Origin of the sequence: Micromonospora costi (assembly GCF_003626655.1) — a bacterium.
In the GTDB taxonomy this organism is placed as follows: domain Bacteria; phylum Actinomycetota; class Actinomycetes; order Mycobacteriales; family Micromonosporaceae; genus Micromonospora; species Micromonospora costi.
Map to the genome: position 1 here is coordinate 47,463 of NZ_RBAN01000005.1, position 15,912 is coordinate 63,374.

Sequence of the window (15,912 nt, forward strand, 5' to 3'; positions counted from 1 at the left end):
TCGGCGGAATGGAGTCGATCACGCTGGCCGGGCGGGGCGTGGCCTCCGCGGCCGGTCAGCGGTGGTGGGCCTCGCCGAGGACGCGGGCGATCCGGGCGTGTTCGTCGTGCCGCAGCGTGGTGGCGATCCGGACGTGCGACCGACCGTCGCCGTGCACCGTGAAGGGCGCGCCCGGGGCGATGCCGATGCCGTCGGCGGCCAGTGACCGGATCGCGGTCGCGGCGTCGCGTACGGGCACCCAGACCGAGAGCCCGGCGACGCCGGTCGGCGTCAGGCCCTGCTCGCGCAGGGCGTGGACCATCTGCTGGCGACGGTGGCGGTAGATGGCCCGGGCCCGGCGGATCGTCTCCCGGGTCTGCGGATCGGTGAGCATCTGCGCCAGGGCCCGCTGGGTCAGCGCGGAGGGCCAGCCGCCGGTGGCCTTCTGCCGGGCCCGGACCCGTGAGACGACCCGCCGGATCCCGGCCAGCGCCCCGACCCGGAGGTGGGGCCCGTGCGACTTGTTCCAGCTCCGGACGAGCAGGATCTGCTCGGGCAGGAACTCGCCGAGCGACACGTGGGGGGTCGGGGCGAGTTCGTGGGCGGTGTCGTGCTCGACGATGACGATGTCGTGGCCGGCGAGCATCGGCGTCAACGACTCGGCCCGCCGGCGGGACAGCGCGTGGCCGTACGGGCTGGCCATGCGGGTCTGCAGGAGCAGCATCCCGGGCCGGGTGGCGAGGGCGGCCGCCAGCGCCTCCGGGAGCGGTCCCTCGTCGTCGCAGCGCACCGGCACCGCCTGGGCGCCGTGGTCCTCGACGATGTCGAGCAGCGAGGCGGCGGCGACCTCCTCGACGAGCACCCGGTCGTGGCGGCGTAGGACCACGCCGGCGACCCGGTGGACGGCGTCGTGCGCGCCGCTGGTCACGGTGAAGTCCTCGGCCTCGAAGGGCCATGTCGCGTGCAGGGCGGCCGCCAGGTGGGGGTCCACCATGTCGTCCGGGTACTCCCGCCAGGGCGTTCCGGCCACGGCCAGGGCCATCGGGCCGGCGAGGTCGGGCACCAGGGCCGGATCGGGATAGGCCGTGGAGAGGTCGAGCCGGACCGGCGGCGGGGGAGGAAGGCTCGCGAACCGCCGGCCCGCCAGCATCCCGGGCCCGCGTACGAAGCTGCCGCGTCGCCGGTCGCAATGGATCAGCCCGCGCTGGCGCAGCTGGGCCCAGGCGGTGGCGATCGTCGTGGGGCCGACGTGCAGGGCGGCGGCCAGCGCCCGCACGGTCGGCAGGTGCAGACCCTGCGCGAGTTCGCCGGAGTGGATGAGGTCTCCGAGGCGGTCGGCGATACCGCGCGCGGACCGGTCGGTGAACACCGACGCGAGCGCGCTGGCGTGCAGGCGTTCCGGTCGCCGCGCTGGTACCCCGTCGCCGACTCCGTCGAGCGTGTCGGCGAATCGCGTCCTCGACACCTCACGATCATGTCTGTCGATATCGCACGGGCGGAGGCCGCGGCAATAATGTTGAGCCATTCTTGAGATTTCCGGGGCTTGCGGGAAAGCGAACAAACGCGAACAGCGGAGCCACTGTGGAGGCCGGTGCGCCCGGCTAGGTTCAGCCACAGTCCATCCACCGAGATTGATGTCGAGTGGAAAGGCCCGCCCATGCTCAAGACCCGTCCACCCCTGTTGTACGGCGCCTGCGCGGCCCTGCTGGCGCTGGTGGCAGCCACCGCCTCCGCGCCGGTCGCCACCGCCGACCCCGGCCTGACGCGCGCCGCGGCGTCCGCCAAGGCGGCGGCCATCCCCACCCCGGAGCAGCACTTCGGGTTCGCGATGGGCACGGAGGGAAAACTCGCCGCCTATCCCGACGTGCTCCGGTATCTGAAACTGATCGCCGAACGGTCCGACCGCGTCGACTACCAGGCCGTGGGGCCGACGACGATGGGCAACGAATACGGGACCGTCATCATCAGTTCGCCGAAGAATCTGCGCCGCCTGGACCGCCTCGTCGAGATCAACCAGAAACTCGCCGACCCGCGCCGCACCACCCCGGACGAGGCCCGCCGGCTGGCCGCGGAGGGGGTGCCGTTCTACCACCTGGAGGCGACCATCCACTCCAGCGAGGTGGGCAACGGGCAGGCGATCAACGACATCGTCCACCGCCTCGCCACCGAGGATTCGGACTTCACCCGGAAGGTCCTGAACAACTCGGTCATCGTCCTGGTGCCGTCGCAGAACCCCGACGGGCAGCACCTCATCATCGACCACTTCAACCGGACCGCCGGCACCGACTACCGGCGGACCTTCCCGGACCTGTACCACAAGTACACGGGCCACGACGACAACCGGGACTGGACGATGTTCACCCAGGTCGAGGCGCGGTACCGGCTCGCCCTGGAGAAGAAGTACCGCCCGGCGATCGTGCACATCATGCACCAGAAGGGCAACTCGGGCAGCCGGATCTTCGTCCCGCCCTACGGCGGCATCACCAGCGAGAACGTCCCGGCGAACATGAGTTCCTCGGTGGCCGCGATCGGGCAGCACGCCGCCCGGGCCTTCGCTGCCGCCGGCAAGACCGGTGTCGGCAGCCTCGACTACCACATCTTCTGGACCCTGGAGCAGCCCGTCGGGTACTTCCCGTTCACCGGCTCCGGCGTCTACCTCACCGAGATCGCCTCGGTCACCGACTACGCGTACCCGCAGGTCTCCCGTGACGGCGGCCCGCTCGGCCCGCAGCAGGCCCGGATGAACCTGATCGAGCCGTACCGCTCGAACACCTGGACGCTGGCCGACATCGTCGACTACGCGAAGATCGCCACCTACGCGGGCCTGGAGTACACCGCGGACAACGGCGAGAAACTGCTCTACGACAACCTGTTCGCGGTCCCGCACGAGTACCTGACCAAGGGTGTGCCGTCGGGCACCTACGCGTTCGTCGTCGACGCCAAGCAGCGCGACCCGTACGCGACCTTCGAGATGCTCCAGCGTCTCGAGTGGACGGAGGTGGAGATCGAGCGCGCGACCTCGCCGTTCGTTGCCGACGGGAAGCGGTACGAGGCCGGCTCGCACGTCATCCGGATGCACCAGCCGCGGGGCAACTGGGCGCACCAGGTCCTCGGCACCGACCGGTACCCCGAGGTCCGGGACTGCGGTGACTGTCCCGTGCTGCTGCCGTACGCCGAGGCGACGACCAGCCTGCCGCTGCAACTCGGCGTGGACGTGGCCGAGATCCGCACCCCGTTCCAGGCGCAGCTGGAGCGGGTGACCTCGGTCACGCCGCCGCAGGTGACCATGCCGCCCGCTCCCGGCGGCAAGGGCGCCTACCTGGTCCGCCCGGAGTCGTACGGGACGATCCAGATCGTCTCGGCCCTGCAGGGCGCCAACATCCCCACCTACCGGGGTGGAGCGGCGTTCCGCGCGCAGGGCGTCGACTACCCGGCGGGCACGTACATCGTGCCGGCCACCCCGCAGGCCCGTAACGTTCTGGCGACCGCGTCGGCCCGGGTCGGCGTCCCGGTCAGCGCCGTGGACCGGAGCCCGAAGGTCGCGGGGGTGCAGCTCAAGCCGAAGACCCGGGTCGGGCTGTTCCGGGGCGTCGGCAACATGCCCGGCGGCTGGGACATGTGGCTGTTCGACCAGTACGGCATCAACTACGACGTGGTCTCCGCGCAGGACTTCCAGAGCAGGTCGCTGAACGACCTGTACGACACGATCGTCGTCTCGTCCGGGGTGTCCCGTGACGACATCGTCGAGGGCCTGGACCCGGCGCAGTACGACGAGGCGTACTCCTGGGCCTACGGCGTGGGTGAGAAGGGCTGGGGCAAGCTCCAGCAGTTCGTCCGCAACGGCGGCACCCTGCTCGCGATCGGCGACTCGGTGCAGACCGCCCAGCAGCTGCTCGACCTACCCATGAAGCCGGCGCTGCCCGAGGACGACGACGAGTTCACCACGGGTGGCAGCCTGCTGAACCAGGAGTTCGACCCGAACCAGCCGGTCGCCTGGGGCATGCCCGAGTCCTGGCCGGTCTGGCTCTACGACACCCAGGCGTGGGAGCTCACCGACGACTCCGGCGAGGTGGTGGCGAACTACCCGGCCGAGGGCGAGGTCCTGGCCAGCGGCTACCTGCGCGGCGCGGAGCACATCCGCGGCGCCGTCAACGTCGCGTCCTTCAGCGTGGGCAAGGGCCAGGTCGTCACGTACGGCAGCGAGATCACCTTCCGTGCGCTGCCACGGTCGCAGTTCAACCTGCTCTACAACGCGATCTACGCCGGCCCCGCGGCCGAGGTGGACGCGACAGCGGTCCAGCAGTTGCGGCCGCAGTTCGGCCCCGACGGCGCGCCCGTCCGGCGCTAGCGCGCCCCTACCGGGTCGGCCCGGGGTGGCCACCGCGCACGTGGCCACCCCGGCGCCCCCGGCCCCATCCCCGGCGCCGGCGAGAAACGGCGACGATCCCGACCCACCAGCGAGCCCGAGGAGGTCCCGCCATGCGCACCTGGACGAGGAGAGGTCTGCTACCCGCGGCCGCGCTCCTTGCCCTGACCCTGCCCCTCAGCAGCGGTCTCGTCCCGAGTTCCACCGCACACGCCGCACCACGCGTCACCACGCCCGAGCAGTTCTTCGGCTTCAAGCCCGGCGCGGAGGGACGGCTCGCCCGCTGGACCGACATGGTCCGCTACTACAAGCTCGTGGCGGACCGGTCCGACAAGGTGACCTACCAGGAGATCGGCAAGACGGCCACCGGGAAGCCCTTCCCGCTGCTCACCGTCAGTTCGCCGGCCAACCTGGCGAACCTCGACCGGATCAAGCAGATCAACCGGCGGCTGGCCGACCCCCGGGGGTTGACCGAGGCGCAGGCCCACAAACTCGCCGAGGAGGGCAAGCCGGTCTACCTGCTGGAGGCCGCGATCCACTCCACGGAGGTCGGCACCGCGCAGGCCATCCCCAACATCCTCCACCGGCTCGCCGACGAGAAGTCCACGACGGTCAACGAGATCCTCGACAACATCGTCCTGCTCGTCATCCCGGCGCAGAGCCCCGACGGCACCGAGTGGGTCGGGGACTACTTCAACCAGACCGCCGGGACGAGCTACGCCCGCACCTATCCCGACCTGTACCAGAAGTACATCGGGCACGACGACAACCGCGACTGGTTCATGTTCACGCAGCCGGAGACGAAGATCAGCGTCGCCCTGCAGAACGACTGGAAGCCGCAGGTCGTCCAGAACCTCCACCAGATGGGCTCCGGCAACGCGCGGATCTTCATCCCGCCGTACCTGTCGCCGAACGACCCGAACATCGACCCGATCACCGTCCAGCAGACCAACGCGCTGGGCATGGAGATGTCCCGCAGCCTCACGGCCGAGGGCAAGAAGGGCGTCACCTGGGGCTCGACCTACGACTACTGGACGCCGTCGCGGCAGTACATGACCTACCACGGCGCGCCGCGCATCCTCGTCGAGGCGGCGAGCGCCCGGGACCTGGCCTACACGTACACCAGCAGCAACGGCGGGCCGATCGGGCCGCAGCAGCCGGACACCAACTTCATCGAGCCGTACGACCAGTCCTCCTGGTCGCTGGCGCAGATCGTCGACTACCTCGACACCACGGTCTTCGCGGGCCTGAGCAACGTGGCCAAGTACCGGTCCGAGTGGTTGTTCAACTTCTACCGTACGCAGCGCAACGCGGTGAGCCCGGGTGCGGGCAAGCCGTACGGCTACGTCCTGCCGGCCGACCAGCGCGACCCGTTCGCCACGTACGAGCTGCTGAGCATCCTGCGTACCGGCGAGGTCGAGATCGAGCAGGCCACCGCCGCGTTCACCGCGAACGGCAAGCGGTACGACGCCGGTTCCTGGGTCATCCGGTACGCGCAGCCCTACGGCCGGTTCGCGAAGACCCTGCTGGAGGTGCAGCACTACCCGGACCTGCGGGAGTACCCCGGCGGCCCGCCGCAGAGCCCGTACGACGTGACCGCGCAGACCCTGCCGATGCTGCTCGGCGTGCAGGTGGACACCGTCGCCCAGCCGTTCACCGCCTCGACCACCCAGGTCACGACCGTGCGGCCGGCCGACCCGCCGTTCCCGGGCCAGCCCGGCGTGCGGGGCGCCTACCTGGTCGGACCGGAGTCCTACGGCGCCGCGATGTTCATCGCCGCGCTCCAGAAGGCCGGGGCGCGAACGCTGCGGGCGAGCGCGGAATTCAGCGCCGGCGGCCGCACGTACGCCCCGGGGACCCTGATCGTCGAGCCGAGTGCCGAGGCCCGGGCGGCCCTGCGCGAGGTGTCCCGGAAGACCGGCGTCCCGGTCCACGGCGTCGGGCAGGCGCCGCAGGTCGCGGCCGAGAGGCTCAAGGACAACACCCGCATCGGTCTCTACCGGGGCGTGAACAACATCCCGGGCGGCTGGATGAAGTGGCTGTTCGAGCAGTACGGGCTGGGCTTCACCGAGGTGGTCGCCGACGACTTCACCGGTGACCTCAACGCGAAGTACGACACGATCGTGCTGCCGGCCGGGATCAGCCGCAACGACCTCGTCTCGGGCCTGAACCGGGACCGGTACCCGGCCGAGTGGTCGTGGGCGTACGGCGTCGGCGAGGCCGGTTGGGCGGAGCTTCGCCGGTTCGTCGAGGACGGTGGGACGCTGCTGGCGATCGGCGACTCGGTCGCGACGGCCCGCCAGCTCGCGAACCTGCCCATCACCCCGGCGCTGCCGTCCGACGAGCACGAGTTCTACTCGCCGGGCAGCATCCTGAGCCAGCGGTTCGACACCTCCGACCCGGTGGCCTGGGGCATGCGGCCGGACGCTCCCGTGTGGTTCGGCGAGAACGACCAGGCGTACACCGTGACGGGCGGCGACGTGGTCTCGTCGTTCCCGGAGTCGGGTGAGCAGCTGCAGAGCGGCTGGCTCATCGGCGGCGAGCACCTGAACGGCAAGGCCAACATCGTCAAGCACGAGGTCGGCAAGGGCCTGATCGTGACCTTCGGCAGCGAGCCGACCTTCCGTACCTGGTCGCGTGACCCGAGCCGGCTGCTGTTCAACGCGATCTACCACGGTCCGGCGACCAGTGTGGAGCCGGCGGCGCTGCCCGCCGCGCTACGCGGGTAGCCGTCCCGGTCCCACCATGCGGGGGTCACGTCCGACGGACGTGACCCCCGCGCGGGTCAGCGCGAGTAACGTTCCGCGATCGTGGCGAAGGCGGCCTTGGGCTCCCAGGGCAGGCCCGGGTAGGTGTGGCCGTCGCGGTCTTCGAGCACCTTGACGATCCCGAGGCTCGCGAGGTCGAGGTCGTCGCGCGGGTCGCCGTCCGGGCGGTGGGGCAGGTTGTGCAGGGCGAACAGGTGGACGAAGGCGCTGTCCACGCCCTCGCTGTCGAAGATGTCGAGCAGCTCGCCGACGTAGGCGGCCTGGCCGGCCTCGTCGCGCTCGTACGGCCCGTCGAGCCGCACCGGCAGGCCCGTGCCCTCGTCGTACTCGAGGATCTCCATGCTGCGGGGTGCGACGTCGCCGGCGCCGCGCCACGTCGCGGTGCCGAAGCCGGTGACGGCGACCGGCTTGGGCTGCGCGACGAGATCGCGTACGCCGTCCCGGAACCGGTCGGCGACCTCCGCGGACCGGATGAGTTCGAGGGTCACCACGTCGAACAGATCCCAGTCGACGCCTTCGAACGGTATGGCGGCGTAGGTGATCCGCCCGTGGAAGCGGTCGCGGATCGCCGGCACCGTGGTGCGGAGGAAGCGGTCGAGGCAGGCGCGGACGTCGGCGATCCGTTCGGCCCGGCCGTGAGGGTCGGCCAGCAGGTTGCCGAGGCGTTCCTCGATGCGGTCGCCGTCGACGAACCCCCGGTTCATGATGCTGAGCTCGACGCCCGCGACGAACACGACCTGGGCGCCGCCCGCGCGCAGGCGCTCGGCCCGCTCAGCGGAGTCGAGGAGCAGCGCGAGGATCTCGTCGGTCGACAGGTCCAGCGGGTACGGCGAGAACCAGACCTCCAGCCCGAGGTCGGCGGCGCAGCGGGCGGCCTGCTCCAGGCGCTGCGGGTCGCCGCCGACGATCTGCACGGCGGTGCAGTGCAGGTCGTCACGGATGATGGTCAGCTCGCGCCGGACCAGCTCGGGGTCGAAACGCTCCAGGGAGTTGCGGCCGTCGCGGACGAAGCCGGTGTCGTAGGTGATGCCCTTGGCTCGCATGGGTGTCCGTCCTTCCAGGTTGCGTGCCGCCGGGTGGGTGCACGGTGACGCTACCGAATTTTTGCGTGCACGCAAGTTTGCGCGTACGCATGACCTGTGGGATCGTGGGGCCGTGACAGAGGCCCGACCCACGCTGCGCGAACGGAAGAAGCAGGCCACCAGGGAGGCGCTCCGCAGCGCGGCGCTGCGCCTCGCGCTGGAGCGGGGGCCCGCGAACGTCCGCGTCGACGACATCGCGGAGGCCGCGGGCGTGTCACCGAGGACCTACAACAACTACTTCTCGAGCCGCGAGGAGGCGATCGTCGCGGCCGTCATGGCGGAACGCGCGTCACGGGTGGCGGCGGCCGTGGCCGCCCGGCCCGCCGACGTCGGCCTCGCCGACGCCGTCGTCGACGCCGTCGTGGAGCAATACACCGACCCGGGCGACGACGCCCGCGACGCGCTGCTGATGATCATGACGAGTCCCGCCCTGCGCGCCTGCTACGTCGACACCGTCGCCGCCGTCGAGGGCCCGCTCGCCGACGCGATCGCCGCGCGGTGCCCCGGCATCGACCGGCTCACCGCCGAGGCGCTGGCCGCGGGCGTGGGCGCCGCCGCCAAGGTCGCGGTCCGGGGGTGGCTGGGGTCGACCACCCAGTCCGCGTCGATGCCGGGTTTCGTGGTGGCGTCCGGCTCCCTCCCGGCCCTCCTGCGCTCGTCGTTGACGGCGCTCGTGCCGGCACTCGACGCCGCGGGTCGCTGACCGGCGTCCCCCGGACGGTCAGAAGCGCACCGGAAAGAGGTCCGTGCGGGCGACCGCCGCGTCCCGCTCGGCGCTCAGGGCGGTCCGGCGCGGGTCCCGCAGGTAGGCGTCGAGCGCCGCCCGGTCCGGGAAGCGGAACAGCTGGACCTCGTGGGGATGGCCATCCGTGCCGTCGGCGAGGGCCCGGTGCACCACCTCGCCGCCGTGCTCGGCGATCCAGGGCAGCACGCGGTCCTCGTACGCGTGCAGGGCGTCCGCGCGCCCGGGATGGGCCCACAGCAGGCAGCACAACCGGACAACACCCGCGTCGGTCGTCATGGCCCGACGCTATCCGGCCGGGCGCCCCTCACAGGTACTGCCGCCGCCACTTGTTCGCGGCCGCCTCCAACGCGGCCTGCTCCTGCTGGATGAGGTCGCGCACCTGTCGCCGGGCGCCCCGTCTGGCCGCCAGTTGGGCGACGACCGTCGTCACGGTGACCCCGGCGAGCATGGCCAGCCCGACCACCGTGGGGAACTGACCGGCGACGGGGATCAGCGCCACCAGCACCGCGGCACACGTGGCGAGGACGAGGTCGACCCGCCGGGACACGCGCAGCTCGACGGCGGCCAGTGCCAGCACGTACAGCACCACCCCGCCGAAGAGGACGAGGACGTCCAGCCCACCCACGGCGTTGTGCGCGGTGGCCTCCGGCCGGTTGATGACCGCGCCGAGCAGCCGCTCCAGGCCGAGCGCGAACAGGATGACGCCGACGACGAGCGGCAGGTGCAGGTACGTGTAGACGTCCCGGGCGACGGGGATCCGCCGCGGCCCCCGCACGCCATGCAGGATCTGCTCGACCCGGGAGGCGAGGACGTCGAAGTACAGCCACCACAGCGCGGCGATGACGCCGATGCCGAGCATGGCCGCCACCACGACGGTCGCGGTGACGGGCCTCCCGTGGCGGTTGGTCGCACCGACCCCCAGGGCGAGGACCGACTCGCCCAGGGCGATCAGCACGATCAGCGCGTGCCGCTCGGCCCAGTGCCCCATCGACCGCAGCCGCCAGCCGGTGCGGCTCAGCAACAGGCCGGTCGCGTACTCCATCAGCAGCGCCAGGGCCCAGCATCCGATCCGTACGGCGTCCGCGACGTCGCTGCCGAACAGCCGCTGCGGCAGTGTCGCACCGAGGACGATGAGCGCGATGCTGGCGACCATCGGCACCGTCAGCGTGAGCGACCGCAGGCGCGCGCCCCGGTCCGGTGGGACGGTGCTCCACAGGGTGGCGATGAGGATCGCCCACGTCACCGTGTAGGCGCAGGCGAAGACGAACAGGCCGTCCAGGCCACCGGGATTCTCGTGGAACGCCGTGTCGGTGGACAGGGCGAGGACGAACACGGCCGCCATGACACCGAAGCCCAGCACCGGCATGACGCCCTGATCGGCGCGGAGGATGTTGCCGAGCGCCGCGAAGCCGCTCCAGCACCACCACAGCAGCGACAGGACGAGCAGCGCCTCGATCAGACCCTGCGGACTGAAGTCCGCCTCCGTCAGGGTGCTGACGTTCAGGAACGCGAAGACGAACACCAGGTCGTAGAACAGCTCCAGCCGGGTCACCCGGGAACCGGGCGCCCCCAGGTTCAGCGCACGCGACGGGAGTGTCGTCCTCACACCGGCAGTGTGTCAGCTACCAGGGTCGCCGTTGCCGATGTCGCTTCCGATCGGTCGCGTCCTCAGTCCGGGATCCCGGCCTGGCGGACGACCCGGTCGATGCGACGGTCGGGGACGATCCACAGGATGGCCGCGCCGACGAAACACCCGAGCGAGATCCACACGCCGATCCGCCCCTCGCGGTCGATCACCAGGGCGCTGAGCATGCCGGCGATGTAGAGCACCGGGGAGATCTTGCCCTTGACGTCGGCGCCGACGGCCCGGCGCAGCGGCGAATCCGGTCCCTCCTGCCGGATGATCACCGTCTGGAGGATGTAGTACGCCACGGCGGCGGCGAGCAGGTTCAGACCGTAGACGACGACGGGTGTCTGCTCGAACCTCGACTCGTCCACCCACGCCGTCGTGAACGGGAACAGCGAAAGGCAGAACAGCAGCGCGAGGTTCGCCCACAGCACACCGCCACTGACGCGCCGGACCAGGTGGAACATGTGGTGGTGGTTGTTCCAGTAGATGCCGACGTAGACGAAGGTGAGCAGGTAGGTCAGCAGCCCGACGCCGGCCGTGTGCACGAGGTCGGAGAGATCGTGACCCTCCGGCACCCTCAGCTCGAGCACCATGATCGTGATGATGATGGCAAGCACGCCGTCGCTGAACGCCTCCAGCCGACCGGTCCTCACCGCGTCACCGTCCTCTCGCCGTCGTCGCGTGACCCGCGCGGCGCCGGCGCCGTGCGCGCCGTGGCCGACGTGCGGGAGACGCCGTCACCGTGACGGCGTCCAGGATGGGCGTCGTGGGACGGCAGGCGTGGGACGCGGCCCGCCGCCGGGATGTCGTCACCGGGAACGCGGGTCACGCGGCGACCGCGTCCACGGCCTCGGCGCTCAGCACGGCGGCCTGCGCCGGGGACACGTCGGTGGCGAACTGGTGGTGGAAGGCGTCCCGCCGGATGGCGAACTCGTTGGACGTGGGCTTACGTCTGGTCATCGTGGCTGCCTCTCGTGGCGTTTCGGTTCCGTCCGCCAACCGAGACCGGGCAGCCGCACGATCTGTGACCGGCGGCGCCGTTCCGTGCGTCACTGGCACCGGCCGGACGTTGGCAATCACCGTAGGGTCGGCTCACGATGGGCCTGCGGCAGGGCAGCCGTGACATGATCGGACGGGGGCGGGCGGTGGCGGATTCCGGTGTGGCGCACGAGGCGGTCGGCGCGGGTGACCTCGACGGGGCCGCAGCGATCTTCACGAGTGTCCGACCACGCCTGTTCGGCATCGCGTACCGGATGCTCAGCAGCGCCAGCGAGGCCGAGGACCTGGTGCAGGAGGTGTGGCTGAGGTGGCAGACCACTGACCGCAGCGTGGTGGTCAACCCGGCCGCGTTCCTGGCCACGACCACGACCCGGCTGGCCATCAACGCGCTCCAGTCGGCGCGGATGCGGCGGGAGACGTACATCGGGCCGTGGCTGCCCGAACCCGTCGACACGAGCGCGGACCCGTACCTGGGCGCCGAGCGCGGGGAGGCCCTGGAGTTCGCGGCCCTGCTGCTGATGGAGAAGCTCACGCCCAACGAACGCGCCGCGTACGTCCTGCGCGAGGCCTTCGACTACCCGTACGCGCAGATCGCCGACATCCTCCGGTCGACCGAACCGGCGGTGCGGCAGCTCGTCAGCCGGGCGCGCCGACACATGGCGGAGGAGCGGCGCACGCCGGTGAGCGCGGAGGCGCAGCGGGAGCTGCTGACCACGTTCATCGCGGCGGCCCGCTCCGGCGACATGGCCGCGTTGGAGCGGCTCCTCGCGGCGGATGTCACCAACATCGCCGACGGCAACGGCCGGGTACGCGTGTCGCGCCGGCCGGTGGTGGGCGCCGAGCGCGTGGCGAAGTTCATGACCGCGCTCATGTGGTTCTGGGAGGGCGTCGAGGTGCGGTGGGCGACCACGAACGGGCAGACGTCCGCTGTGCTGTGGCACGACGGAGAGGTGTACGGGCTCATCACGGTCAGCGCCTCGACCGACGGGATCGATCGGGTGCTGTGGATGGTGAACCCCGAGAAGATCACCGCGGCGGTCGCGCCGGCCTGATCCACCGCCGTCACAGACCAGCGTGTGCTCCGGTCATAGCTGCCGACCGAGAGAGACCAGAGGGCCGCATGCGTGCGACGGATCAGCCGTTTCCTTCCGAGGTGGTGGCCGGGACGGGGTGACCCGCGCCGGGACCGGTCCGCCGCGGGCATCCGCGACCGGCACGACGAGGCCGTCCGCGCGCTCGCCGCGGCGTGCCGTCGGGCCGACACCGCCGCGCTCCGGGCCGCCCTCGACGCCGACGCCGTCGCCGTCTGCGACAGCGGCGCGCCGGCGCCCACCGCGCCGCATTCGATCCACGGCGCCCGGGACGTCGCCCGCCTGGTCGCGGTCCTCCTGTGCGGCCGACCGGGCGCCGACGTGACGGTCGAGGCCGTCAACGGCCGGGCCGGGCTGGTGCTGCGCCGCGGCGGTCGTGCCGTCGCCGTGGTGGCCGTCGGCACGGCCGGCGCCGCGGTCAGCCGGCTCTGGATCGTGCTGAACCCGGCCAAGCTCGGCGGCTGGCACCGCCGCTGACGCGGGTGTGCCCGCGTCGTCGGATCCCCGTGGGGAGGCCGGTGGGCCCGCGCGGCGGACGCCGTGCGGGCCCGGCCGGGTCAGCGCGCCAGCCACTCCCGGTAGGAGGTCTTGGCGATCACGGCGTCGTCCTTCGCGATGAGGGCGTCGCCCGAGGCGGCGGCGAACATGCCGGCGGTGTCGTCGGTGACGACGGTGCGCTTGTCACCGCGCGCGGCGAGGGTGATCCTGCCCAGCTCGTCGAGCGGGAAGACCTCCGGCCCGGCGACGTTGCGCGTGCCCTGCAGCGGGGCGCCGACGCTGACGTCCGCCACGGCCTGCGCGACGTCGGCCGCCGCCATCGGCTGGACGAGCGTGGCGGGCAGGCGGACGGTGTTCTCGTCGGCGGTCCAGGACAGCACCGCGTCCATGAACTCGAAGAACTGCGTGGCGCGGACGATCGAGTAGGGCACGGGGCCGGCCTTGAGGATGTCCTCCTGCAGCACCTTGGCCCGGTAGTACACCAGGTCCGGCACCTGGTCGGCGCCCACGATCGAGAGGATGACGGCGTGGCCGACGCCGGCTTCCTTGGCGGCGGCGAGCATGTTGTCCATCGACGTCTGGAAGAACGCGGGCGACGCCTCGTCGAAGGTCGGCGAGTTCGTCAGGTTGACCACGACGTCCGCCCCGGTCAGCGCCTCGGTCAGGCCCTTGCCGCTCAGCAGGTCCAGGCCGGTGGACGGGGAGTGCGGCACGGCCTCGTGCCCGCTCGCGTTCAGAATCCTGACCACCTGCGACCCGATGAGCCCGGTACCACCGATGACAGCGATCTTCATGTTCCTGACCTTTCTGGTTCCGGATGGGAGATGCCTCCACCCGTACGACCGGACAGGCACGCGGCTTGTGACAGCGCCCTTCCGCTTCATTCCACGAGCCGGCGGAGTCAGTCCGGGCCGCGACCGCCGACCTGTCACAGACGGCGGTGATGCCCTGTCCTAGCTGGCGCCGGGCGGCGATCCGCCCGTGCCCGGGAACCAGCACGTCCCGCGTGTCCCACCGTTCACCCCCGTCACGGAGGAAAGATGAGCACCCCAACCGGCGACAGCGCCTTCCTGCACGGGCTCGAACTCACCGTCCGGGCCGAGCTGACGGAGGCCGAGAACAGCCGGCCGGTGGACGATGCCGTCGGCGTACCGCCGGACGAGTGGCTGTTCGACCCGGCGGACGCACAGCGCGACGAGGTCGGTCTGCGCAGCCTTCTCGGCGCCGTCGAGGCGCTGGAGGGCGACACCGGCCGGGACGCGCCGGAGGCCGAGGCGCCGGCCCGCGGGACCGCGGCGGGACATGTGCCCGACCGGTCCGGAGCCGACCGGTCCCCGGCCTACGCTCGGCAGGTGGCCAGCGCTCACCCGCACGGCAGCGGCGTGGCTGCCCGCGACCACTGCCTCAGCCCGGCACGCGCCGTGGACCGGCCCACCGGTGGGGCCCGGTACGGGCGCATGTTCCGCGGCCTGGACCCCCTGGGCACCGACCCTGAGCTGCTGATGCGCGCCGGCGGCGACGGCGGGATCTGCGACGCCGCCGTCCTTGACCGGCTGACCAGCGGCGGTGACGACGCCACCGAGGCGGCCGGTTGGCCGTTCTTCGGCCAGTTGGTCGCCCACGACATCACGGCCGACCGTTCGCCCATCGGCGGCGGCGTCGCCCCCGACGTGCTGCGCAACTCCCGCGCCCCGAGGCTCAACCTGGAGATCATCTACTCGGACGGCCCGATCGGGTCGCCGTACCTGTTCGACGTCCACGACCCGGCGACGTTCCTGCTCGGCCCGAACGGCGACGACGTGCCGCGCAACCACCAGGGCGTGGCCCTGATCGGCGACCCCCGCGACGACGTGCACCTGTTCGCGCTGAGCCTGCACGTCGCCCTGCTGCACGCGCACAACCACCTCGTCGACCTGCTGCGCGCGGACGGCGTGCCCGAGGCGGAGGTCTTCGACCGGGCCCGCACGGCCCTCACCTGGCACTACCAGTGGATCGTGGTCCGCGACTTCCTGCCCCGGCTCGTCGGAGCGCCCCTGGTCGAGGAGGTGCTCGCCGAGGGCGGCAGGTGGTTCGCGCCGCTGCCGGGGGAGGCGTACATCCCGCTGGAGTTCGCCGACGCCGCGTTCCGCTACGGCCACGGCCAGATCCGGCACACGTACCGGCTCGTCGACGGCGGGCCCGAGGTGCCGCTCTTCCCGGACCTGGTGGGGTTCGGCCCCCATTCCGCCGGCCGGCGCCTCGACCTCGCGCAGCTCTTCGACCTGCCCGGCCGCCCGCCCGCCCAGCGTGCCAAGCGCCTGGACGGCCGGCTCGCGGCCAGCCTCATCGGGTTGCCCGAGCAGGTCACCGGTGCGGTCGACGTCGCCGCCTACCACTCGCTGGCCGCGCGTGACCTGCTGCGCGGCGAGACCACCGGCCTGCCCAGCGGTGAGGCCGTCGCCCGGCTCATCGGCGTGACGCCGCTGACCGTCGACGAACTGGAGCAGACCTGGCCGCACGGCACCCCGCTGTGGTTCTACGTGCTCAAGGAGGCCGAGCACCGCGGCGGCGGCGACCGCCTCGGCCCGGTCGGCGGCCGGATCGTGGCGGAGGTCCTCGTCGGGCTTCTCCGCGCCGACCCGACGAGCTACCTCGTCCGGCAACCGGACTGGACCCCGCAGCTGCCCGCCGCCGGGTCCCGCTTCGGCCTGGCGGACCTGCTCACCCTCGGCGTCGACCGCGACCGGCCCGCACCGGCAGCCTGACGACGGGCCG

Annotated in this window: 13 protein-coding genes; 6 read left to right on the forward strand and 7 right to left on the reverse strand. The window is 71.9% G+C overall.

All coding sequences use genetic code 11. The annotated features are described in order from the left end of the window. Positions 1-55: 55 nt before the first annotated feature. The gene (locus tag D7193_RS26035) at positions 56-1,444 is read right to left on the reverse strand and encodes an aminotransferase-like domain-containing protein (RefSeq protein WP_158674865.1); all 1,389 of its coding nucleotides are present in this window, start codon (positions 1,442-1,444) and stop codon (positions 56-58) included. A 192-nt stretch (positions 1,445-1,636) separates the two neighbouring features. Here D7193_RS26035 and D7193_RS26040 point away from each other — a divergent pair, with 192 nt between their 5' ends. Both D7193_RS26040 and D7193_RS26045 read left to right on the forward strand, forming a co-directional pair. Further along, a complete protein-coding gene (locus D7193_RS26040) occupies positions 1,637-4,327 on the forward strand; it encodes a M14 family zinc carboxypeptidase (RefSeq protein WP_120782271.1) in 2,691 nt (896 codons plus the stop codon). Between the two features lie 131 nt (positions 4,328-4,458). Further along, complete coding sequence (locus D7193_RS26045; protein WP_120782272.1) at positions 4,459-7,074, forward strand: M14 family zinc carboxypeptidase; 2,616 nt, start codon at positions 4,459-4,461, stop codon at positions 7,072-7,074. A gap of 56 nt (positions 7,075-7,130) precedes the next feature. Here the strand turns inward: D7193_RS26045 and D7193_RS26050 are convergent, their stop codons facing one another. Then, on the reverse strand, positions 7,131-8,156 hold the full coding sequence (locus D7193_RS26050) for a hypothetical protein (RefSeq protein ID WP_120782273.1): 1,026 nt from the start codon (positions 8,154-8,156) through the stop codon (positions 7,131-7,133). Positions 8,157-8,268: 112 nt separating this feature from the next. On the opposite strand from D7193_RS26050, the gene D7193_RS26055 reads away from it, so the two are divergent. Beyond that, a complete protein-coding gene (locus D7193_RS26055) occupies positions 8,269-8,898 on the forward strand; it encodes a TetR/AcrR family transcriptional regulator (protein WP_241563471.1) in 630 nt (209 codons plus the stop codon). Positions 8,899-8,916: 18 nt separating this feature from the next. Here the strand turns inward: D7193_RS26055 and D7193_RS26060 are convergent, their stop codons facing one another. The 4 genes from D7193_RS26060 to D7193_RS34635 all read right to left on the reverse strand — a co-directional run bounded on the left by D7193_RS26060 (position 8,917) and on the right by D7193_RS34635 (position 11,530). Next, positions 8,917-9,216: a DUF1330 domain-containing protein gene (locus D7193_RS26060; protein WP_120782275.1), complete on the reverse strand. Its 300-nt coding sequence runs from the start codon at positions 9,214-9,216 to the stop codon at positions 8,917-8,919. Positions 9,217-9,244: 28 nt separating this feature from the next. Continuing rightward, a complete protein-coding gene (locus D7193_RS26065; protein ID WP_120782276.1) occupies positions 9,245-10,546 on the reverse strand; it encodes a low temperature requirement protein A in 1,302 nt (433 codons plus the stop codon). Between the two features lie 62 nt (positions 10,547-10,608). After that, complete coding sequence (locus D7193_RS26070; RefSeq protein ID WP_120782277.1) at positions 10,609-11,223, reverse strand: TMEM175 family protein; 615 nt, start codon at positions 11,221-11,223, stop codon at positions 10,609-10,611. A gap of 172 nt (positions 11,224-11,395) precedes the next feature. After that, positions 11,396-11,530, reverse strand: a complete 135-nt coding sequence (locus tag D7193_RS34635; protein ID WP_277749924.1) for a hypothetical protein — start codon at positions 11,528-11,530, stop codon at positions 11,396-11,398. A 137-nt stretch (positions 11,531-11,667) separates the two neighbouring features. On the opposite strand from D7193_RS34635, the gene D7193_RS26075 reads away from it, so the two are divergent. Both D7193_RS26075 and D7193_RS26080 read left to right on the forward strand, forming a co-directional pair. Next, positions 11,668-12,621, forward strand: a complete 954-nt coding sequence (locus tag D7193_RS26075) for an RNA polymerase sigma-70 factor (protein WP_241563473.1) — start codon at positions 11,668-11,670, stop codon at positions 12,619-12,621. Between the two features lie 72 nt (positions 12,622-12,693). Next, positions 12,694-13,137: a sigma-70 family RNA polymerase sigma factor family protein gene (locus tag D7193_RS26080; RefSeq protein ID WP_241563475.1), complete on the forward strand. Its 444-nt coding sequence runs from the start codon at positions 12,694-12,696 to the stop codon at positions 13,135-13,137. 80 nt (positions 13,138-13,217) lie between these two features. On the opposite strand, the gene D7193_RS26085 is transcribed toward D7193_RS26080, so the two are convergent. Further along, the gene (locus D7193_RS26085) at positions 13,218-13,952 is read right to left on the reverse strand and encodes an SDR family oxidoreductase (RefSeq protein WP_120782278.1); all 735 of its coding nucleotides are present in this window, start codon (positions 13,950-13,952) and stop codon (positions 13,218-13,220) included. A 246-nt stretch (positions 13,953-14,198) separates the two neighbouring features. On the opposite strand from D7193_RS26085, the gene D7193_RS26090 reads away from it, so the two are divergent. Further along, a complete protein-coding gene (locus tag D7193_RS26090) occupies positions 14,199-15,902 on the forward strand; it encodes a peroxidase family protein (RefSeq protein ID WP_241563477.1) in 1,704 nt (567 codons plus the stop codon). Positions 15,903-15,912: the final 10 nt, after the last annotated feature.

What these genes read in the sequence shown, in the direction of transcription:
- D7193_RS26040 (WP_120782271.1), top strand. Translation starts at nt 1,637, where the DNA reads ATGCTCAAGACCCGTCCACCCCTGTTGTACGGCGCCTGCGCGGCCCTG.
- D7193_RS26045 (WP_120782272.1), top strand. Translation starts at nt 4,459, where the DNA reads ATGCGCACCTGGACGAGGAGAGGTCTGCTACCCGCGGCCGCGCTCCTT.
- D7193_RS26050 (WP_120782273.1), bottom strand. Translation starts at nt 8,156, where the DNA reads ATGCGAGCCAAGGGCATCACCTACGACACCGGCTTCGTCCGCGACGGC.
- D7193_RS26060 (WP_120782275.1), bottom strand. Translation starts at nt 9,216, where the DNA reads ATGACGACCGACGCGGGTGTTGTCCGGTTGTGCTGCCTGCTGTGGGCC.
- D7193_RS34635 (WP_277749924.1), bottom strand. Translation starts at nt 11,530, where the DNA reads ATGACCAGACGTAAGCCCACGTCCAACGAGTTCGCCATCCGGCGGGAC.
- D7193_RS26075 (WP_241563473.1), top strand. Translation starts at nt 11,668, where the DNA reads ATGGGCCTGCGGCAGGGCAGCCGTGACATGATCGGACGGGGGCGGGCG.
- D7193_RS26085 (WP_120782278.1), bottom strand. Translation starts at nt 13,952, where the DNA reads ATGAAGATCGCTGTCATCGGTGGTACCGGGCTCATCGGGTCGCAGGTG.
- D7193_RS26090 (WP_241563477.1), top strand. Translation starts at nt 14,199, where the DNA reads ATGAGCACCCCAACCGGCGACAGCGCCTTCCTGCACGGGCTCGAACTC.